Here is a 23,097-nt window from a genome sequence, read left to right on the forward strand (position 1 = left end):
AGGTGAACAATGGAAAACCAAATACTGACACAACTCTATGGTCGTGGTTGGGCTTTTCCTCCCGCTTTTTCCCTTGAAAAGGGGGTGGAAATGGCGGAAGGAGCAGCAGATGTGCGCCAAAGTTTGCACATTCTGTTCAAAACTGATCCGGGGGAACGTCTGATGCGTGAAAATTATGGCTGCGGATTAAATGATTTTGCATTTGAAAATATCCGTAACGAACTGTTTGCTGAAATTGAGTCCCATATTCATGACAGCGTATTACGTTATGAATCACGGGCAAATATTACCGATATTCAGGTTCGCCAGTCACCAAAGAATAAGAATACCTTGCAAATTCAGGTCATGTATCGCCTGCGGGGCAGCGATATCAATCAGCAAATTCAAGGGACACTGGCGTTGAGTGAAGGCCGGGGAATGGAGGTGGTATGAGTGAAGCTATTGTAACAGATGGTGACATACTCCAGTTTGAACCCAACTTTGGGAATCGACAGGTAAAAATTCCCAACCCAGGCAGAATCAGTGGAACAGGTCATGCACAGGTAAACAGCAAAAAAGTTTGCATTTTGGGAGACGAGAAACGGGTTACTGTTTCTGCAACTTATACCACAACAACCCATATGACACCGGGAACTGGCACCATTACTATCACGGCGTTAGACAGCAGTCAGCAAGCTCTTCACTGTACCAGTGGGGCCGCCTTAATTATCAAAGGACAAAAATTTACGGCCATATTTACGCCTCAATCACCCGCCATAAATAATAATGTAAATCCACCTCAACCGGATGTTACCACGCCCTCATCAGGCAAAGGCAGTTTTATCACGCAACAAAACTTTGCCACCGTCAATTAAGGCATTAGCTGAATTAAATAGAAATTAAATGGTGTGAATAAGCATTTATTCACAGAGAAATCGCTGTGCCATACAGGTGATATTATGGAATTAACTGAGTTAAATAAAAAATTGTCAGACTGGGTGCCGATGAGCGATTTTAAATTAGATAATCGAACCAGTCTGCAATTACTCGAATATATTGAAAAGTACACGAAAAAAATTCCCTTCAATCAGGGCAATAACCATTGGAATGACTTTTTCTTTATGGCAAATAATACGCCGGAGAAACTTGCCGAATTATATCAGGGGAAAATCGAAGCCAATGGGGAGTTATTACCTCATCAAGCGTTTCTGTTAGCGGTATTACGATTACTGGAAACGCCAATATCCTTATTGAATACCTTACCGGCGGCGCATCGCAATCTCTATTACCGGGAACTTTTAGGGTTATCTCCTCGTCCGGCCCAACCGGATCAAGTTGCCTTATCTGTAGAGTTGAATACCACAGTCACAGAACAATCGCTCACAAAAGGCACTTTATTTGAAGCAGGACAGGATGAACAAGGCAATGCCCTGCAATATGCGCTGGATGCCAGTTTGCTGGCAAACCGTGGCTATATCAGTGACCTGTACTGGTTACGCAATAAAGATAAACAGCATTGGGTGACTGCGACACCCTGGGATTCACAAGCACAGTTATCATTGCCATCTGATGGAATTCGGTTATTCAGTGAAACGGATACGGATAAATCTGTGTTGGGTGGCGTATTAGTGACTTCTGCACAACTGGTGATGGAAGAAGGAACGAGAAAGATAGCGGTTACTTTTGATAAAGATATTAATAGCCAAAATCTGGTGGCTCAAATCAGTAGTGGAAACCAGTGGCTAATCTTGACTGCTGAGGGAAAGGGAAAAGAGGTTACACTAACGCTTTCAGATAAAGAGCCAGCAATCAGTGCGCCAGAGGATCTGGATGATTTTGTTTTCAGTGAGCCAGTGCTCAGGCTACAGGGAAAAAATAGCCAACCACTGCCTACAGTAACCGCACTAAAGGTGCAAGAAACAACTATAGATAAAGCGTCATTCAAGACATTTCACTTAACTCCCTTTGGTTATAGCCCTGAAATTGAACCATTGGAAGAGAACCCCACGTTATACCTTGGTATCACTGACGTCAAACCGGGACAAACCTTATCGCTGTATTGGAAATTAAAATCGCCACAGCAACCCGAAAACATTTCCTGGTATTACCTGAATAGTAAGAATCAATGGGTTGCATTAGATGCGTGGGTTAAAGATGAAACCAAGTCCCTGTATCAAGATGGCATCTGGCAAGTTGTATTGCCTGTGGATGCTTCTGCTAAAGAAATTACCCAGATGCCAACCGGACGCTACTGGTTAAAGGCCGTCATGGTTATCCCCACACACAAAGGTTCATGGGGAAAGACGCCCTGGTTATGCGGCCTGATCTATAACGCCATGACGGCGACATTGACGAATGCCGATAGCATCAGCAACAGCCATTTCTTAACACCATTACCGGCAGGTACTATTCAGCGTCCCGTTGAACCCATCATGGTGGTGGCGTCGATTAACCAGCCCTGGGCATCATGGAACGGACGTGTGCCAGAATCCAACAGTGCCTTTTTTGCACGGGGAGCCCAACACCTGTCCCACCGTAACCGGGCCTTAACCTGGGGCAATATGGCGACACTGTTAAAAGAGCGTTATGTCAGCATTTTTGATGTTAAGTATCCCGGCCATGATGAACTCACGCGAGTTCCTGCTCTGGAAAAACAGCAACTGACGATTATTCCGGCTAACCGATACAACGACAGTGATGACCCTTTGCGTCCGGTGCTAAACCCGGCACGCCTGCAAGGAATGGCAGAGTGGTTACAGCAAAAAGGCTCTCCCTGGGCTGAGATTGAGATCAGCAATCCTCAATACATTGATGTGAACATCAATTATCAGGTGATTTTTAAGCCAGACGTTAACGAAGATTTTGGTTATCGCCAGCTACGACAGCAACTCCGTGAGATATATATGCCCTGGAGCGTCGATGAGCAACGTCCTGTTATGTTGAATAACAGCATTAATTATTACCAGTTACTGGCGACCATTCAGCAACAACCGCTGGTTGAGCGAGTTACTTGTCTGACGCTGTGTCGGTCAGAGGCGGCCAAAGACAGTGATATCGCCGCATCCGTGGAAGCCAAAGACAATGAAGTGCTGATTTTAGTCTGGGAAGCCGAAGACAAGCGGCAATGCCGAGGAAATTAACTATGAGTGATAAAGATGTACTGTTTCACAAAGTGAAAGACGCTATTCACTTTGATACCTTGCTGGAACAGGCTCATCAGGTGGTTGAGCAACAGGCCGGAAAACTGTGGAGTGACACAGAAGAACACGATCCCGGCATCACTTTTTTGGAAGGACTCAGCTACGGTGTGTCAGATTTGTCTTACCGTCATACTCTTCCTTTAACAGACTTATTGACCCCGCTCCTCAATGAGCAGAAACAGCAAGACGGGATTTTTCCCGCTGAATTTGGCCCGCACAATACACTGACTTGCGGACCCATCACCACTGATGATTACCGCAAGGCATTGCTGGATCTGCATAGCCGTGACTGGACAAAATCAGAACAGAAGCAGGATTTTCTGTTCCGTAACGTGCACTTAGTCCGTGAACCGACAACGCAACGTTATACCTATTGGTATGATGCCAGCAAAAGGGAATATAGCTTTGTCGAGCGTAAAGAGGCGAAAAAATTTACGTTGCGGGGAAATTACTGGCTCTATCTGGAACCGACTCGCTATAGTCAGGAGAATTTGGCGACTGCCACCCAACAATTAACCGATTTTTTGACCAAGAACCGCAATATTGGTGAATGGGTTAGTCAGATTATCTGGACAAATCCGGTTGATTTTCCGCTATTACTGGAGATTGAACTGGATGACGATGTGCAGAATGTCGCGGGTATTTTTGCTGCCGTCTATACTACAGCAGAACAGTATCTGATGCCTGAGGCGCAGCGTTTCCGTACCGAAACACGACAAGATAAGGGAATATGTAATGATGAAATCTTTGAAGGGCCACGATTAGAACACGGCTGGATACCTGAATTGCCGGCAGCCCGTGATTATACCAAGCGGCTCACGCTCAATCTTAGCCGGCTGGTGAATAATCTGCTTAAGATTAAGGGGATTCAGAATGTAATTCGCCTTCGGCTGGATGACAGTTTCAATAAAACCCTGATTGAACCGATTAAAGGGGATAGCTGGTCATGGTCAATAAAAGAAGGCTACTACCCTCGTTTGTGGGGTGAAGATCCGATTCGTCAATTGGCGCAACATAATGGCCCACTGAGGGTGATTGCCAAAGGTGGGATCAGCGTCACGGTGAATGAACAACAAATTCGGGGCAGTTTACCCAAGCTCCCCTTGATTCAGAATAAACCCGTGGTATTACCTTATGGGCAGCATCGCGATGTGGGGCGCTATTATCCTGTCAGCGATACGTTGCCCGCTTGCTACGAATTACAGCAGCCTTTATCTGAAAGTGAACATGCGCAACGCTTGTTGTCACTTCATCAATTTATGCTGCCATTTGAACAATTGCTGGCTTGTGGCTGTCAACAAATTGCCATGTTGCCAAAATTATTAGCTTTTAAGCGTGAAGGATACGAAGTTTGGGGCGATCAATGGCCGTTTAAGCCAGGCTCTGTCAATGATGATGCCCACCAAAATTACGCTCACGAATTAAAGGAAGTACTAAAAGAGCTTGCACACAATAACGATCACGAATTGGATATTGTCAATTATCTGCTCGGATACTTTGGCACTCAGCGGGCACCACGTACCTTTACCACCAACATCAATGAATTTCGCGCCGTGCAACAAGGTTATCTGGCTCAACAACCGACATTAACTTATCACCGAGCCAATATTCGGATTGATCAAGTTTCGTCACTACAAAAGCGCATTGCTGCCCGTATGGGGTTAGGGGGTGAATTATTTAAACCAAAGCCTGACCTGAGCAAACTGCCTTTTTATCTGATAGAACATCGGGCATTGCTGCCAGTCAAACCCAACAGCCAGTTTGATGAAGAGCAGCAGCCAGATTCGGTGACAGAAGAAAGGGACAATCAAACTGATCAATATTACTTGGTGATTAAACAAGCCGGTATTGATGGAAAACTGATACAGGGTCAGGTGATTGATTTAATTCTCTATGAAGGCGCACAGAACGAAAACCGATTTACCGTGCGTGGTCAAATGATCACTAAAATCGCAGGGGATCAGTTTTGGCTGGACGTGAGCAACAGTACTCAACTGGAATACAATCTGGAACGAGTCATGACCGCCGCCAAAGGGAAAAAACTCGTCTGGCAAAATAGCCCGGTATGGATGGAAGATATGAACTACCGGCTGGCCTATGATCGTGATCAATCCTCATTGCCTGAAAACCAGCGGCGCCTGACCCGCACAGCACAAACCCCTTTCCCGGCCCTGATTGCTGTAGGTAATGAAATTACCCTGAGCAAACAGTTGGGGGGAGTGGGTTTGGAGCAAGAATCTTCTGACGAATCAGAAAAATTGTATGCAAAAGTTATCAGCTTTGATCGTATCAAGGGAACTTTGGTTATTGAGCGTCAGAAACATTCTACATTGGCATTCCCTGCCGCAGAAGAAGCCTGGCGGTACAGTTGGCATTTTTCGGGTAAAGAATATGAAAGTACGGATCGTTTCTCATTTGTGATTAGTGTTGTGGTAAATAGTGATTTAATTAAATCACGTGAGCTCAAAGTTGATCCATATCAATTGGAAGAGTGGGTTAAGGAAACCATTCTCACCGAATTCCCTGCTCATATTTCCATGATTATTCACTGGATGGATCGGGAGCCATTTTTAAACTTCGGCAATACGTATCAACGTTGGCAAAATAATGGCGCACCATTAGGGGATGCCGCTTATTCGATTCTGGAAAGTTTGACACTGGGTAAATTACCTTCCCCTTTCAAAGGAATAGGATCAATGCGCATTGCCACACCACATCAGAGAGAGGAAGTTGTTGGTAAGAGTGGTGAACAATGGAATACCAATAGAATAAAACAAAACGAATTATTCTATATTCCGAAAGAGAAAGAACAAAAAAACAATTAGCGATTAATCAAAATTTTAAATTAAAAATATTTTATGGAGTTAACCATGAAAGAAATTCGTTATTCTGCAAAAATACAAGAACAACAAACATTGTCTGACGCAAAAGGTGTTGGACCTGATATTGATAAATTAAAAGATAAGTTTAAAGAAGGCAGTATTCCCTTACAAACCGATTTCAATCAATTAATTGATATTGCTGATATTGGGCGTAAAGCGACTGGACAGGCTCCCAATCAAAAGGGCCCGGCAAAAGGAATGCGTTTGGGCGAAGATGGGCTTTTACAGTTAAAATTAAGTGAGAATGATGAAAGTTATGTCGATGGACGTCATAGCCCTTTAATATTGCATGAAGATGTATTGGTTGTAGGTGTAGGCAAGGGTTTAATGACTTATCAAGGGGCACATGAAATAGGTGTTGTTCCAGGAGATGGTCTTAAGATAGATGGTGATAAGGTTGCAGTGAAACTGGCTGATAATAAAGGTTTGGTTGTTGATAGCAATGGTATTGCCATAAAACCTGGTAATGGGATGAAGTTTAGTTCAGATGGTGCATTATCAGTGGGTTCGGCTGATTCGACTATTAAAGTTGATGGTTCAGGAATAAAAGTTTCTACTGGTTGGGGAGTTAAAGTTGGTGGTGAAGGTTTGGATGTAAACATCCGTACGGATGGAGGTATTGGTAATGGTTCGTCAGGAATTTATGTTAAACCTGGTAACGGTATTAAGATAGATGCTGATCGCGTTGCTATCGATCCTAACACGGTATTGCCAAAAGGCATGATTATGATGTTTTCTGGAAAAGATATTCCAGTAGGGTGGGCATTGTGTGATGGTTCTAAGGGAACACCTGATCTTATCAATAGATTTATTATGGGAGGTACAATACAAAATATACATGGTAAATCTTCGAATACATTTTCCGGCGATAAGAACAGTAAAAGATTTACGTTCACATCGGAAAGCCAAAGCGTTCGTATATCAGGAAGAACAGATGGGCATAGATTAACCGCTGAGCAAAATGGTAGTCATTACCATGTGCAAGGAGAAACTTACATACATTCTGAATTTTGTCATGATGGAAGCCTTAAAAAAGGTGAAACCGTTTATGTCTCTGGTGGAAATACTGGTACTTCATCTATTACTTATGCTCCATATACATATAATTCTGGGAAAGGCGATCCACATTCTCATGGTATCGACTTGACCAGCGGTGAACATAGTCATAATAACAGTGTCACTGTACCATATTATATTCTGGCTTTTATTATGAAGCTCTAATGATTTTTTAATTTATATTAGTAGCAATGGGTTTTAGTAAATACTCATTGCTAATTTATATAGCTTATTATATTTGTGGAGTGGAGTTAAGTTAGCTGATGTCTTTATTAGAAAAAGAAAAGAATAGCATTATCCACAAAACTATCATCTCCATTGAGTCAGCAGATTATTATGGTGAAAAGGTAATGGATAAATGCTCGTCATTATTTAATGATAATCTATCCTTCATTATAAAAGAAAATATCAAAGCATTAGAATTAAACAGAAATAAGAAATTATCTTTAGAAAAGATATCCGTGGATTTAGGTAATATTGATATTAATGCATTTGAAACAGAAATCCCCATAAGGTTAAATTCTGAGTTAAGAAAAATTCTGCAAAAATATTATCATTCTTATGAGTATACTCCGTGGAAGGAGAAAGGGGCTTACCCGTTATCAATGTATAAACTCGTGGATAAATATATAGATAGATCAGTAAATGATATTTCCTACCCAATGTCTACTGACATTCTATTGATAGAAAAAGTAGACCATTACTTACGTAAGGGAAACTGGTTATCTGATAACGACAATCATCACGTCACAAATATTGTGAATATTGATAATAAATTATGGCAACAAGTTAACCACCAGCCACAACAATGGCTACCTATGTTAGCCAAACACTGCTTACAACCTGCGGGGCTAAGTCGCTTAATGCAACTGTGCCAGCCAGATATTCTTGCTATGCTTTGTCAGTTATTTACTGAAACAGCAACCTCTGAATTTATTCATTCGCAAGCGCAGGTAATTACAGATAAAAAAGTGACACCAGAAAAATTGAGTTTAGCGGCGGAATATTATCTGCAACATCAAGTGAAATATACACATGCCACACAAAAAACACTTGTACAACAAACTCAAAATAAGCAAATACCCACGGTCAATATGACTCAGAATGAGAGCAATCTATTAAAACAAACTCACAATAAAGCCGATATACAGGCAGATGCAATCTCCCCACTTGCACTCCAGCACAGGCAAACACACCATCAGCCAGCAGCCACACAACAGCATTATGGTCTGATAAAGGCGACAGTAAAACAAAGTCATCTAACCTTACAAAATAGAGAGCGACACAGGGAATCACTAAAATCGGTTTTATCAGCGCAAATACCTTCCACGCAACCGAGTAATAGAATTCAAACGTCATCGGCACAATCCGTTTTACCTATCAGCAACGCCGGTTGCATAATTTTGTGGCCGTTATTGCCCGCATTTTTCCGTGCCTTTGGTTTACTGGAAAAGAATCAATTTATCAGCCTTGAAGCACAAAGAGAGGCCGTTTGTTTACTTGACTGGCTGATTTGGGCGGAAGAGGAAATACCCACATGGCGGCTGACGCTCAATAAGGTGCTTTGTGGATTACCCATTCGTGATAACGCGCTATGGCATACCCCAAAACCAGAACAACAAATTGCCATCAACCAATGGCTGGAAAAAACCATCGTGCAACTTCCGGCCTGGAAAAAAATGGGTGCAAATGATGTGCGGCACTTATTTCTGCAACGTTGTGGGGAATTAAGTGAATTAAACGGTATGACGAATATCCATATTAAACCCGAAGTGTATGATGCGCTGATAAGCGAATGGCCGTGGCCAATGAATATAGCGAACTTTAGCTGGTTGCAGCACCCTGTCACTATAACGTGGTTATCACCATCAAATACCGTCAATTAGTCTGAGCAAAAATTTATGAATACAGCGCCTGTTTTCCCTGATTTATTTCAACAACATAATGACCCTCATTTAGCATTCTTATATAGCCAATTGGAACGTATCGATCTCATTCTTCAATACCATTTTCATTGCATATCAGGCCAGAAAGGTGACCTCCTTGATGAGTTTTTGTTAAGCGAAGAAGATGTGATAAACAGGCTGGATAACCCACTGGGTAAACCGCATTGGCTCACCGATGATTGCCTGACAATACCGCACACCATCACTCCTGTCGCTTCCCGATTAACTGACCTGATGACACATTTTGAACTGACTGATTTTGAAAGGGATGTTTTGTTGTTAGGTTTACTGCCCCATTTTGATAACCGCTATTATCACCTGTTTGCGCTGGTTCAGGGAGAATCACAATCCCGGCTGCCCACTTTTGCGTTGGCTTTGGAACTGTTTTGCCAATCAATACTGGAAAAACAGGCACAGCAGGCCAGTTTTTTACACCAGGCTCCCCTGATTGGCTGCCAACTGTTATCTATTGATAGCCGTCAAAAAACATTGTCCTGGCTCCAGACACCCTTTATCACAGACAGCGGCGTCTATCATTTTTTACTTGGGCATCACTATATTGCACCTGCTCTGGAACATTATGTTGCGTGGATAACGCCCACAGAAATCGGCAATTATCCAGCAGGCTTAAAACAAGCATTGGCTAATGTTCTGTTATCTGATCATGATGATAGCCGGCCCGTTATTTTACTGCGGGGCATGGCTGATAGTGCCAGATCCCATGCCGTTGCTAATATGATGGCATCAGAGCAGCGGCAAACGCTGCTTGTGGATATCGCCAGATTGGCGGATAACGATGACAACGCCCTGTTTTGCCATATAAAAGCCATTTTGCGGGAAATTCGTATGCGTGGTGCCTGCTTATTGTTGCGAAACTTTTGCTTATTTGCAGAACAGAATAAACACTTGCTGGAACCCCTGTCAGCCTTATTAAGCCAGCCTAAATTAAGAGTGATCTGCCTGGTCGAACCGTATTCACCGCTAGTGTGGTTGAAAAAGATATCGACATTGCTGATTGAAATGCCCGTTTTCACTTCGGTGGAAAAAGCGAGATTATTGACGGCTCATTTACCCAATCACTGTGCCAATGATATTGACGCAATAACCTTAAGCCAACGTTACGCATTTAATCCCGTAACCCTGCCATTCATTTTACAAGAGGCGAAACTTTACCAACAACAGCGAGATCCTTCGGGTATCTTGCAGCAATGTGATATTCGCAAGGCACTCAATTTACGCGCTCAACAGAATTTCGGCCAATTAGCGCAGCGCATTATCCCTAAACGTTCATTAAAAGACTTGTTAGTCTCCGACGACATTGCTCAACAGATACAAGAAATACTGACGGCAATTAAGCATCGGGAAAAAGTTCTGGCGGGGGGGTTTAAAGATAAGGTGGGTTATGGCACCGGTATCAGTGCCCTGTTTTATGGTGATTCCGGTACAGGAAAAACGATGGCGGCAGAAGTGATTGCCAATGACATTGGTGTTGACTTAATCAAAGTGGATTTATCGACCGTCGTAAATAAATACATCGGTGAAACAGAGAAAAATCTATCTCGTATTTTCGATTTAGCAGAAAATGATACCGGTATTTTATTTTTTGATGAGGCAGATGCTTTGTTTGGCAAGCGCAGCGAAACTAAAGATGCACAAGACCGACATGCCAATATTGAAGTCTCTTATTTACTGCAACGTATGGAACATTTTCCGGGCTTAGTGATTTTATCGACGAATAACCGCAATCATTTAGATAATGCATTTAATCGACGTTTTACTTTTATTACCCGCTTTACTTACCCGGATGAAACTATCCGTAAGAAAATGTGGCAGACAATTTGGCCTGAAAATATAAAAGTCGCCCAAGATGTGGATTTCGATAAATTAGCGCAAAAAACAAGTGTAACAGGGGCGAATATTCGCAATATCGCTTTATTGTCTTCACTTTTTGCCGCAGAGAATAACCATAACGAAGTCAATAATAAAAATATTGAAATCGCATTATCACGCGAATTAGCCAAAGTGGGGCGATTGAATTTCCAAAAATCATAGAAATAAAAATAGCTAAAAATGAAATACATTGATGGATGAATAGTTATCACAATAATAAATTGAGGAAAAATTTTTATGTTAAAAACGCAAACCATTATCGATGTCAATAAGGCAATGAAGGCAATTCTGAAAAAATATCTGGATAAAGAAGTTGCGATCCGTTTTGATCTGCCTGAACTGGATACCGTGCAGTCTGATGCGATGGTGAGTGTTTTTCTTTATGATATCCATGAAGATCTACAACTTCGCTCAGCAGAATCCAGGGTGTTTAATGCTGCTTCGGGGAAATTATTACCGGGTTGGGTCAATATTAAATGTAATTACCTGATTACCTATTGGGAATCGACCCAACCTGCAACGGATCCCAACCATTCTGAGAGCCAACCTGATAATCAGGCAACACAAGTTATGTCACAAGTTTTAAAGGCATTAATTAATAACCGCCAATTGACGGGCATTCCCGGCGCTTACACTCAGGTTGTACCGCCGAAAGAAAGTTTAAACAGTTTAGGCAATTTTTGGCAGTCACTGGGGAATCGCCCGCGGCTTTCCCTGAATTATTCAGTGACAATACCGATTAGCCTCACCGATGGGCAAGATAATGTGACTCCAGTGAAGGATATTTCTTCTACAGTGGAACAAGTGATAAAAACTCAAATATGACCCAACAGAATGATCTGAAAGATATTAATGAAGTTTCGAAATTTATTTTTATTTTGATGAATCTTTAAATAACCGTTTATTTAAATCGGAGTATTATTATGTATAGTTTAAAACAGAAAGAAGAAAAGAAAAATCAATCCCCCCGTCCTGACCAAGATACTGTCAATGGTGAACATGTCATAACATCAAAAATAGCGGAGCTGAGGAAAAACTTTCAGCAGACTGACGCGCAAGCTGTGCGTCCACGTATTGCCTCACGTCCTTTGAGAGCAGTCCCCTTTCAACAGGCAACAAAAACACCTGTAGCCTCTGAGGTGAACATCCCCGCCAGCACGACGACCAAAACATCTGTCAGTAATACACAAACGCCAAAAGCGATACCAACATCAACCCCGGTGCCCGCAAACGGTGTAAAAAAACCATTTACACTATATCGCGCTGATAACCGGAGTTTTGCAGAGTTACAAAAAAGTAGTCCAGAGGGATTTAAGGCTTGGGTACATCTTGATAGTGAAAAAGCGAGAAAATTTGCCAGCGTATTCTTGGGTAGTGACAATGTAGAAAGTTTGCCTAAACATATTATCGATGAAATTAATAAATGGAAGAAAGCGGGAACACCTAAGTTGAGTGATCTTTCCACCTTTATAAAATATACCAAAGATCGCTCGACGGTTTGGGTTTCTACCGCAGTCAATACTGAGGCTGGTGGACAAAGTTCAGGGGCGCCACTTTATGAAATATCAATGGAACTCTATGAGTTTGGGGTAGATAAAGGAAAATTGATTCCATTGCCAAATGGAAGAACGGGCAATATGAAACCCTCCATTCTTCTTGATACGCAAAATTTGGAAGATGCAACAGTCATTGCTCTGAATCATGGGCCAGTAAATGATGCTGAAATGTCATTTTTAACGACTATTCCAATGAGTAGTTTAAAACCTTATAAAAAATAATTAGTTAATCAATTAATAATTCACCTGATTTTAACATAATAATATCGTCTATAAGTCACACTTTGTGATAAAGATATTTAAATAAAACTTATGAATAATAAGGTTGATCTATTATGTATAATAAACATTCTATTGATCTTAAATAAGAAATTTTTAATTAAGATTTATATTGATAAATACAATAAATTGTATAGCAAATTATTGACAAATATTAATGTATATATATGATTATTACATAATTAATGATTTTTATTTTGATGAGTTACTACATCAGATTATTTAATTAAAATAACAATGTAACAATTCACTAATATTTTATAATGCCAGGAATAAACCCTATTGCATTTAAAAAGGAGTTCAGGTGTTTCTTTCAAAAGAATTAGCAAACTTTATTGTTGTAGCCAAAAATAAATCAATAAATAAGGCAACAAAGGAGCTTTTTATCACCCAGTCGCCAATTAGCCGAAGCTTAAAAAAACTGGAGTTCTCATTAGGTGTAAAACTTTTTGTCAGAAAAGGCCAGGGATTAGTGTTAACGGAAGAAGGAGAGTGCCTATACAATAAAGTGTTATCAATTTATGAACAACTTAAAAATATCGAAAATGATTATAAGGAACATAAATCTTTTTATTATCCTGTTTATAGGAACCAACATAATGATTTAATGTAATCATTAGATATATAAGCAATCTCTTCTAATTAACTTTAGATAAAATGGTGAAAAAATAAAATAGAAATGAATAATTAATTCATAGTGGTTTTTATTTATTTTAAATATCAACAAACTTTAATTAAGAATCGGAGGGAACAATGACATACAGTTATGACAACAAAATGATTTATAAAAAGAAATCAGAATTAAATAGAACTTTGGAAGCTTTGCATCTGGATATACCCGATACAGCGGGAGTCTCTGCTGCCTATCAGCGCGACCTGTCTTCTGTCATGATAAAATTCCAGAATAAAACAGATTCAATTCTTGAAGAATCCAAACAACCTTCGCCGCCCAAGCAAAAACCATCAGAGAAAAAGAAATATACCAAAAAGGCATTACAAAACTTTGCTGCCCATGCTGGCTATTTACATAACAACACTTATCAAGATAGTTTTGTTAATTTTAAAGACAATAATCATAACTTAGCCCCCGGAAAATTGTTTCAGGGAGTGGAACTCATTCCCCAAAAAGCGATTGAAATAAACAGACCGATAGGACCACGGAGAAATAAACTTGCCTATGATATCGAAGATATATTTAGAAATAATATGGCAAATGAATATCGGGTAACAAAGACTTCTGACTTTATTACAGGATTGAAGGATATGTATAAAAAAAATGGGCAAACGCTACACCCGATGACTCAACGTCTGGTTGAAGAACATATCGCACATAACGGGGGCATCTTGCCAACAATGGCAGGTATTGCCGGCCTGCATGCTGAAGTACAAGCGTTGAACCAGATATTTATTGCCGCAGATCAGAATGAACCTCTCAATCCAGCCCGTTATGACAAGGCCATGCTTCAATCATCAATTTTCACCAAACGGTTAACCACTGCAAATGCTGGACAAGACTTCCCGGCCTGTCATAACTGTTCGGGGATTATCCAATCACCGGCTAATGTGATTACGGGGGTGGTTAGCAGTGCGGGCAGCAATTTTTCTAATCAGGTCGCAAAACGCCATCGTTCCCAGTCATTAAGTCATTAAATGATTTCTTTTGTGAATCTGGAAAATGTTTATTACCGAAAAGTGACCATTTTTCATCAAATTTTTTTTTCTTCTACCGCCTTTCCTGAAAGTATGGTTTTGTGATTTCGCCATACTGTTTTCGTCATAAGCCAGCAACTGAGTTGATGAAATCACCAGAGAATAAACTACTCATCATAAAATATAAAAATTAGTTAGTATCTACACTTGCATAATGAATTAAAGAGAGGAAGTTATTATGCCATTTCATGAATCTATTATTTTAAATCCGGGGAAAAAATATCAATCAGTTAATCAGAAGAATATCTCTGGTAAAGGTAAAAATAATGTTTCGCGTTCGATTATATGGTGGACGGAAAATAAATGGAAGAATTGTGAAATTATACAGCCTGGTGAAGGAAAGTTACCTCCTATAACCCCTCCAGGTTTAAGTTTCACCTCTGAAAAAATGGATAATGGCAGGAAAATACATTATTTTATTTTAGTGAATGGACTTTATTGGCGTTTTAAGCCAATTAATGAAAATCTGACCAGTGGTTATATTTCAAATTCCAGAGGTGACAAACTACGTATTTCATATTTAAGCAGTAAATCAAAAAGGGGAGAGAAGTCTTGGAAGTTAAAAAATAGAATCGATATTAATAATTATATTGTAGAGTCGATGTTCAAATATACTCAATACCCAGATAATATAGGGAAGTTATTGAAGAAAGAATTACAGAATATTTTTGCTGTAAGAACAAAGTTAAAATTTATTGATCTTATGAATAGACTTGATCATGCACTTACAATAAAATTTTTCCAGGCACATGAAGGTAATGATCTGGAAAAAGCGCTTTATATATTACTGGCAAAGCAAGAAATATATAATAAGCGTAAACATAAACGTACAGATGAGCAAAAAATTTTAGATATTGTTCAACAACCGCTTAGTGAATCTCTTTTAGATACTTATCTTGTGGCATTTTCTTCTGGAGAAATACAACAAGATCTGTATAAAAGCCTTCTCCAAACTGAGATCTCAGGAGATGACAATGATATAAGAGCGGAAAGAACCAGGTTAAATAGAAGTTTTGAAAATGCTAAAGAAGTTTTATCGAAAACTAAAAAGACAAAAGAGAAATATTGTGAAAAAATTAAACATCTTAATTTTTTACTTGATGAGTATGATTTTTCTGTTATAGGGAAGAGTAAATCTGAGATTGAAAATATCCGTAATAATTTGGCTAATGATATTGAAAAGCTGAATATTAAACTTGATGGATTAAGAGAAAAAGAGAGAGTAGAGAACAATGATTTAAAAACTATTGAGGAAAAACAGAAGGAATTTGAAAAAATATTAGATATATATAAAGCAGGCATTGATAAAACAAAAAAGATATTATCTTCCGTTGGCGTAAAAGATGAAAGAAATCATAAAAAATTTCATGACCAGAGTAAATCAGAATTTGAATATCAAAAAGCTTTCCTGACTCTGGTACAGGAAGAAATAAAAATAAAAGACAGAGTACGTGAAAGTTATAGTGATGAAGAATGCCGTAACTTGCAGATATTAAACATTGCTAAATACCATCTTTCTACATTGCGATATTTAAAAGGTGAATATGGCTATGAATCAAACTGGTATCATAAATCTGTTTCTCATAATCAAGAATTAAATGATTTTATACTCATTGATTATTTTGAAGGATGGCGCCATAAAAATAATCTTATTTCAAAAATTGACATAGAAACTCCGTTGGCAGTGGAAGGTAGTAATATTCAAATTCCAATTATGGGGTTGTTAAAAGGAAATATATCAGAAAGTATTAAACAAAAGATTATTTTTCCTGATGGAATTACAGATGAAATGAAACAGGATTTATTAGTTGATGATCTAAATAATAAAATAAATAAGTTTAATCATGCTGTTATTGAAAAAATTAAAAGGCTGTTTACCGCAGAGGAAACGGTTAAAAAGATTTTAGCACCTTATGAGTATATTCAATCTAGAGTTAACGCATTATCTGGCGGTCGGGTTAATTTAGAACAACAAGTTGAGCTTAAAATTGAACCCGTTATACCTGATAAGTGTAAGCTAAAAATAAATAGACACTTTGTATCATGCCAGAATATTTCTGATACTATAATTAAAAAATTCTCGGTTTATGAATTAATTCTTAAAATAGATCAAAAAGAATTTAATAAGACAGAGTATAGAAATAAAGATATAAAATATCTAATGAATAGTGATGTTGAATATGTTGTAAAGGGATTGGATGATATTTCAGTGGATTATGAAAGATATATTAGCGGATTTAGAAATAATGAAGATGTAAAATATTACATCAATGAGGGTATTAATAAACTGCCAGGTTCATCTGGAACAACATTAGAAGAATTTCTTGATAAATATACCAAACACATGGATGAAATAAGTTATTCAAGTAGTGAAATTATTTCTGATTATTTTCTTGTTGCCTTGAGGGAGATTTTTGATGCTAGTTCCATGGTACTTCCTCTGAGTCCGATGGCGGGCTATGTAACTTCTATAACGGCTAATACGGTCATTCCTCTTATACAGTCTGCAATAGCAAATACCAGTGAGGAGAGTCAGGCATTACAAAAAGAAGCTTTGATTAATTTTGCTGTTTCAACAGTCATGGATTCTGTTTTCAATAACAAGGAGATTTGTCGAAAGATAGTTCAAGGTGGAAAGATAATCAGAGAGAACAGAGGGTATATCACTAATAAGTTTAAATTTAAGAGTATTAATTTAAACTATAGGGGGCACCCTCAAATAATCAAAACGAATATAAAAAATATTCCTGGTTCAGGGACTAAACCGTGGTTATTAGAAAATCTCATAAGAAGAGATAGATGGTTCTTAGATAGAAAGTACAGATCAAAATATAATGAAAAGAAAAAAATAAATATTGTTCAATCCTATTTTCTGGATGATAAACTCACAAAAAGCACGTCTGGTCTTAAGAGGGAATGGCGGCAAATAGATGTATCATTGGATAACATATCACCTGAAAATGGCATATATAAAATAAGGCCAGATAATGCACAAACAATGCAGGAGTTTAATTATTATATTAAACAGAACGACGATGTTTATCGGGTAAAATGGGATAATTGGGATAACACATGGCGAGTGATTGATCCTAAACATCCCGGTCAGTTTAGTTATGCAACGCCAGTCAGATTGAATAGTAATAATTTATGGGAAACACATGCAGATGTGGGGTTAAAAGGGGGGAGTCTCAGATATCCATCTAAAAAAATAAATCATTTTTCCCATCTCACTGAGGAACAGGCACGAAAAATACGTTCACTTGTTTGGACAGCAAAAGATAAAGCAATTAATACATTAAGAAAAGCGAGTCATCGTGTTAAAAGTACTAAGCCCGATGATGTACAAAAGGTGAATAAGGCTTTTGAGATTTTTATTGGCTCCTCTTCTGATGCTTTTAAAGCCAGGTACTTGGCTAATATCAAAAAGCAAAGTGAAGTTCTGGATAAGTTTAAAGCTTCCGCAGATATGGTCTATCAGGGAGGCTATAAAATGGAAAATCCTTTTGTCCTTTTTGAGACCCAATATGTTAATCATGTTGCGAGTAGCAGCCATACACAGACACCTATTACTGCGTTTATCGATGGTATCGTAGATGCTAATAATCGGCTGAAATATCCAAAAGAAAAGTTTGAAGATTTTGTTTCTACGGCATTGATTCATGAAAGCTACCATATCATTAATAAGGATTCTCCTGATTTTAATTACCCAAGAATGCAAGGGGATTCTCTGGATATTTCCACTTTGGTTTCTCTAACTGATCCATTACTTAGGAATTCCCAAATTAGTGATATGGATATGATGCATAAAGTATTTGCACATGGTTGGGGGGCGGATGTTTTTAACAAATTACTAAATGCACCTGAGCTGAATAAAACCGCCATAAAACAGTTGGCTAAAGACAGGCTGGCGATTTCCAATGAGCGGGTATGGAAAAATCCTGATAATTCTTCTTATATGACAGTATTAATCAGTTTAATTGATACTAGTCCTGCCCTTTATCATGCATTTGTTAAGAAATACGATACCTGGAAACGTGAACCCAATAAGCCATTATTATGGGACTTTAACGGCGGAAATGCTGGTAAAGCGATGGAACTTGAAAATACCGATATTGGGAAGTTAAGACATGGTGATATTAGCCCTTTAGAAGGAAGGGGACTCGCAACCGGAAGCCGCACTGATAATATCAATCTTAAGTTTGACTATATCAGGAATGATAAAATCATTTCTATGCCAGCCAGTAAACTTTTCAGCATGGACGACATGATGAATGACAATGGCCAGTTACGTGGTGTAATGAATACTTGGAAAGGCAGTGCCATAACGTCGAAAGCTACCGATGGTACGAGGCCTGGAATATGGGGAGATAAATTTACACTGAGTGATAACGTTAACTTTATCAATGTGGTTAATGGTCACTCTGGTACAGTGGCCATTAAAATGCCACTAAGTGAGATAAAAGAAGGTAAGCCGTTGATTATTACTACGGGTAGATTATGTGGATGTACAGTGGCTTATGCCGTTGAGGGTGGCTACTTCTATGTTTATCATGCTGGGCAGCGTGTCGGGGATAAAGGCTGGTTAACGAGTCGTGATGGCGTATCAAATTTATATGAAAATCATCTTAAATTAACTAATAAACCGTTACCTGACAATATGGGAAGAGAAGATATGTCTAATGACGATCTTGTTGATATATTTTCTCAATATGAAAAAAGTGTTATTACCTATTTTGGTAAGAGTATTTCAGCAGGTAAGACAACACGAATTATGAAACAAAATCCTCATGTCAGTATATTTGATTATAATCAGGCATTAGCTGATGCTGACAACCCAAGGATTGGCCTTTCCTATGCTTTATTAACTAAGGATGGCGGTAAAATAAAAATTAAGGTCTACAGTGAGGACTTATTAATCAATATAGGTGGAGGTGCGAGTAAAAATGTGAAGTTTAAGAAACTATCCGGTGAAGAATTTATTCTGAAAGAATAGTTTTTTGATAAACTTATTTGCTTTTTTGTTCATTTACATGATTTATTTTTTTGTTATCCGCTTATCCAATTCCAGCAAGATAGGTTCAAATTGCTCATTAAAGTTACGGGGGGTTAATAATTATTGTTATATGAGTTTTATATTATAAATATTAATTTTTTTAATTTGCTAATATATTATTTCATGATTTAAATTATACTTGGTGAAGTATAAATTTAAAATAAATAGAGTAACTAACACATAAACTTGTAATTGAACATAAGAGACATTGAGAATGCTTTTAGAAATTATAGATGGCTATCGCCAGTCAGCAGGGTTATATGCTTTTGTTTCAAGTCAAGTACCACAATACCTAACTAATAAAGAAGGGAAGACATTAAAGCAACTTTCTGAGTTATGTAATATATCAATTGATAGGCTCCAGATTCTGTTAGATTATATGTTGTCACTGAATGTATTATTTAAGGATAATGAGCAATATTATCTCACTGAAATGTGTTTATCACTCAGTGATCCTAATAGTTATGAAACATTGAAGATAAAATTTGAATTAAATCCTGTTATATGGGAAATATGGCCAAAATATATTTCTTGCCTCAACTCACAACATGATGAATCTGTTTTTCAATCAATTCATAAAGAAAGCTTTTATAATTATATAAATAAGAATGAAAATAAGGAATTAAAGTCATTGTTTTATAATTTTATGGCAGTCATCACAGATGAAATTTTTGATAATATAATAAAGTATATTCCGATGGAGAATGTCTCATCGATTATTGATGTAGGTGGTGGTGAAGGAAACCTAACCAGAAAAATAAAAGAATATTATCCTCATCTTAAATGTACTGTTATGGATCGCTATGATTTTATTGAAAAGGAATTAGAGGATATTACGTTTATTAATGGTGATTTTTTCTCAGCTATACCCGCAGGATATGATATTTATTTCCTGAAACAGGTTTTACGTAATTGGCCAAACGATAAATCCACCGATATTCTAAAGAATATCCATCAAGCTATGCGTGATGATTCAATACTCTACGTTATTGACACAATTAAAGAAGAAAATAATGCGAAGGATATTTCCTTTCATTTATTTATGGATCTTATTTTCAGGGGTAATATATGTTATCAATCTGAATTTGAAGAACTTGCAAATAATGCAGGGTTTTATATCAATAATATATATAAAATCACTTCTTCTAAGCATATTATTGAAATGAAAAAGAAAACATGAATCACATTTAAAATGTTATGATAAGTGGGATAAGACCCCAGAGTATTCATGCAACCACTGTGAATTGTTGTTTTAAACATGAAATAGTCTGGCTTTAATGAATTAGCAGGGTGGCAATAATCATCTAATTAATCTGGTATAAATTATTATGATGTATACCAGATTTTTTAGATGTATCTCGTTGCTTAAGGGGAATTAATTCAGTCTTGCAAGCTCGCCCTGATTATGTACGACTTCGGGAACATGATCGCGAAATGAATGTAACTGGGATCTGTCTCTATGGCGAACATGGTGGAAATGACGGTCCGGTATGTGGTGGTGGTAACGGCAGTGTAGCGGCATTTATACGCCATCACGCTGTCACCTTACCTGAAGATGGTTTGATCTGCTCCTCTCAAGGGCAAGTACTCGGTCGTGATGGAAAACTTCAACTGACTGTCACTGACGAGAAAATTCTGGTCGGTGGTAATGCCGTCACATGCATCAGTGGCGCTATCCGTTTTTGACGGACAGTAATTTTTGATGAACAGCCGTTTTTCGTAAAAAACCTGAACAACTCGCAGCCGGAAATCTGCGTGCGATTTTTTCCATTTTATAATTCAGGAATGATATGAGTAAGTTCGTTGTTTTAGTCTCACTGTTGTTTTTACCTTTAATAGTTAATGAATAGTTAATGCTGCGGATGTAAATTCGGAAATCATGAATAATATCTCTTCTGAAAAAGATATTATTATAGTCAGGAATAGTCATTTAGTTACATCAACAACAGAGAATGGAGTAAAGCATTTTTCAAAAATAATATTATGACCAAAACATCACTCCCTTGGTCATAATATTAACGATTGCTTATTTTTGTGAATAAGCTATTGCATTATTATGCGATAATGACATTCTCATTCAATACCAGTGACAGCAGTGCCTGACGGGCGTAAATACCATTACCTGCCTGTTGGAAATAGTAGGCGTAACTCGTTTTATCCACATCAACAGTAATTTCATCAATACGTGGCAATGGATGCAATACTTTCAGGTTATCTTTGACATTGACCAAATCCGCTGCATGCAGTACAAACTGGGCTTTGATATTGGCGTATTCAGAAGGATCAAGACGCTCTTTCTGTACACGGGTCATATATAGAATATCCAGCTCTGGCAACACATCTTCAAAGTTATTGTGAATGCTGTAACTCACCTGTTTTTCAGCCAGCATATGCAGAATGTAATTCGGCATGGAAAGGGCATCCGGTGCGATAAAGCAGAAATGGTTACCTTCAAATTTTGCCAGTGCCTGTGTCAATGAATGTACGGTACGCCCGTATTTCAAATCACCCACCATAGCAATTTTCAGGTTATCCAGCTTGTTCTGGGTTTCCTGAATGGTAAACAGGTCGAGCAAAGTTTGGGTTGGGTGCTGATTCGCACCATCACCCGCGTTAATGACCGGTATATGACCGGAAAATTCAGAAGCAAGACGTGCGGCCCCTTCCTGTGGGTGACGCATCACAATCGCATCAACATACTGGCTGATAATAGAAATAGTATCAGCCAGTGTTTCTCCTTTTTTGCCTAATGACGTATTGCTACTGTCCGCGAAGCCGACCACAGATGCTCCAAGCCGTTGAATCGCTGTTTCAAAAGAGAGACGGGTGCGCGTAGAGGCCTCAAAAAAGCAGCTAGCGATAACCTTATGTTTCAGTAAGTCAGTCTGTGGATTGGCTTTCAGTGCTGCTGCTGTCTGCAATACCAATTCAAGATCTGTGCGGCTCAAATCATTAATTGAAATGATATGCTTGCGATATAACGGGTTAGCCATGTTTACATTCCTCTTTTATGACTTTTAGCCTTTGACTGGGCAGACAAAAAAAAGCCCCTCAATTGAGGGGCTTTTTAAATGATCGGTTTAGCAATGGGAAAAACAATACGTCCAGGCTGCCAGTTGGCAGTGTTTTGTTGGATTGATATTTTGCAACGTTATCTGTGGCGCAGTATTTCATGTTTTCTCCCAGCAAATCGTCGCGCATTATACTCACGATTGTATTCACCGCAAGGTTTGTGGAAGAAATTTTTATTTCAATCAGTGGATCATGAACAAAGCCAGGGAGGATATTATACTCTTTGTCTTTTAAGTTGCTTCTTTGTTGGCTGCACTCACTCATCCCTATCACATAGTCATCTGTGTTCCAGTTTGTCATTCCCTTGTCGCGATGCAACTTGAAATCCATTGGGTATATTCGCTTTTGTCACCTAAACTGATTGCCATTTTTTATTATTTTGGCTAAATAATGTTCTATTGTTGACCGTGATAATCTTGATGAATAATATATTGTTACTTTATTAAGTATATAAATATACCAATCTAACTTGAA

Annotated in this window: 16 protein-coding genes; 14 read left to right on the plus strand and 2 right to left on the minus strand. The window is 38.4% G+C overall.

Features of this window, described 5'->3' with window-relative positions; all coding sequences use genetic code 11:
• Window positions 1-9 precede the first annotated feature (9 nt).
• The 14 genes from AAC147_RS00600 (at window position 10) to AAC147_RS00665 (ending at window position 21,237) form a co-directional block, all read left to right on the plus strand.
• Window positions 10-432: a GPW/gp25 family protein gene (locus AAC147_RS00600; RefSeq protein ID WP_047684503.1), complete on the plus strand. Its 423-nt coding sequence runs from the start codon at window positions 10-12 to the stop codon at window positions 430-432.
• Window positions 429-854, plus strand: a complete 426-nt coding sequence (locus tag AAC147_RS00605) for a hypothetical protein (RefSeq protein WP_047684506.1) — start codon at window positions 429-431, stop codon at window positions 852-854. Before AAC147_RS00600 ends, AAC147_RS00605 begins: the two co-directional genes overlap by 4 nt.
• 84 nt (window positions 855-938) lie before the next feature.
• Complete coding sequence (locus AAC147_RS00610; protein WP_047684509.1) at window positions 939-3,119, plus strand: hypothetical protein; 2,181 nt, start codon at window positions 939-941, stop codon at window positions 3,117-3,119.
• Between the two features lie 2 nt (window positions 3,120-3,121).
• A complete protein-coding gene (locus tag AAC147_RS00615; protein WP_047684512.1) occupies window positions 3,122-6,004 on the plus strand; it encodes a hypothetical protein in 2,883 nt (960 codons plus the stop codon).
• Window positions 6,005-6,049: 45 nt separating this feature from the next.
• On the plus strand, window positions 6,050-7,282 hold the full coding sequence (locus AAC147_RS00620; RefSeq protein ID WP_047684515.1) for a tail fiber protein: 1,233 nt from the start codon (window positions 6,050-6,052) through the stop codon (window positions 7,280-7,282).
• A gap of 98 nt (window positions 7,283-7,380) precedes the next feature.
• A complete protein-coding gene (locus AAC147_RS00625; RefSeq protein ID WP_047684519.1) occupies window positions 7,381-9,003 on the plus strand; it encodes a contractile injection system tape measure protein in 1,623 nt (540 codons plus the stop codon).
• Window positions 9,004-9,018: 15 nt separating this feature from the next.
• Window positions 9,019-11,115: an ATP-binding protein gene (locus AAC147_RS00630; RefSeq protein ID WP_047684522.1), complete on the plus strand. Its 2,097-nt coding sequence runs from the start codon at window positions 9,019-9,021 to the stop codon at window positions 11,113-11,115.
• A 75-nt stretch (window positions 11,116-11,190) separates the two neighbouring features.
• Window positions 11,191-11,778, plus strand: coding sequence for a DUF4255 domain-containing protein (locus AAC147_RS00635; protein WP_231571536.1), 588 nt, complete (start codon window positions 11,191-11,193; stop codon window positions 11,776-11,778).
• 98 nt (window positions 11,779-11,876) lie between these two features.
• Complete coding sequence (locus tag AAC147_RS00640; protein ID WP_047684525.1) at window positions 11,877-12,731, plus strand: hypothetical protein; 855 nt, start codon at window positions 11,877-11,879, stop codon at window positions 12,729-12,731.
• 361 nt (window positions 12,732-13,092) lie between these two features.
• Window positions 13,093-13,401 (plus strand): LysR family transcriptional regulator, encoded by a 309-nt coding sequence (locus tag AAC147_RS00645; protein WP_047684528.1) that lies wholly within the window; start codon window positions 13,093-13,095, stop codon window positions 13,399-13,401.
• A gap of 140 nt (window positions 13,402-13,541) precedes the next feature.
• On the plus strand, window positions 13,542-14,438 hold the full coding sequence (locus tag AAC147_RS00650) for a YwqJ-related putative deaminase (protein WP_047684531.1): 897 nt from the start codon (window positions 13,542-13,544) through the stop codon (window positions 14,436-14,438).
• Window positions 14,439-14,676: 238 nt separating this feature from the next.
• On the plus strand, window positions 14,677-19,491 hold the full coding sequence (locus AAC147_RS00655) for a cytotoxic necrotizing factor Rho-activating domain-containing protein (protein WP_047684534.1): 4,815 nt from the start codon (window positions 14,677-14,679) through the stop codon (window positions 19,489-19,491).
• A gap of 274 nt (window positions 19,492-19,765) precedes the next feature.
• A complete protein-coding gene (locus AAC147_RS00660; RefSeq protein ID WP_047684536.1) occupies window positions 19,766-20,731 on the plus strand; it encodes a methyltransferase in 966 nt (321 codons plus the stop codon).
• Window positions 20,732-20,937: 206 nt separating this feature from the next.
• Window positions 20,938-21,237: a PhzF family phenazine biosynthesis protein gene (locus AAC147_RS00665; protein ID WP_052189694.1), complete on the plus strand. Its 300-nt coding sequence runs from the start codon at window positions 20,938-20,940 to the stop codon at window positions 21,235-21,237.
• A 368-nt stretch (window positions 21,238-21,605) separates the two neighbouring features.
• Here AAC147_RS00665 and pyrB read toward each other — a convergent pair whose 3' ends face one another.
• Together pyrB and AAC147_RS00675 are read right to left on the minus strand one after the other, a co-directional pair.
• On the minus strand, window positions 21,606-22,544 hold the full coding sequence (gene pyrB, locus AAC147_RS00670; RefSeq protein WP_047684541.1) for an aspartate carbamoyltransferase: 939 nt from the start codon (window positions 22,542-22,544) through the stop codon (window positions 21,606-21,608).
• Between the two features lie 58 nt (window positions 22,545-22,602).
• A complete protein-coding gene (locus AAC147_RS00675; protein WP_047684544.1) occupies window positions 22,603-22,953 on the minus strand; it encodes a hypothetical protein in 351 nt (116 codons plus the stop codon).
• Between the last annotated feature and the right edge of the window lie 144 nt (window positions 22,954-23,097).

Origin of the sequence: Xenorhabdus sp. NBAII XenSa04, assembly GCF_963866145.1 — a bacterium.
In the GTDB taxonomy this organism is placed as follows: Bacteria; Pseudomonadota; Gammaproteobacteria; order Enterobacterales; family Enterobacteriaceae; genus Xenorhabdus; species Xenorhabdus indica.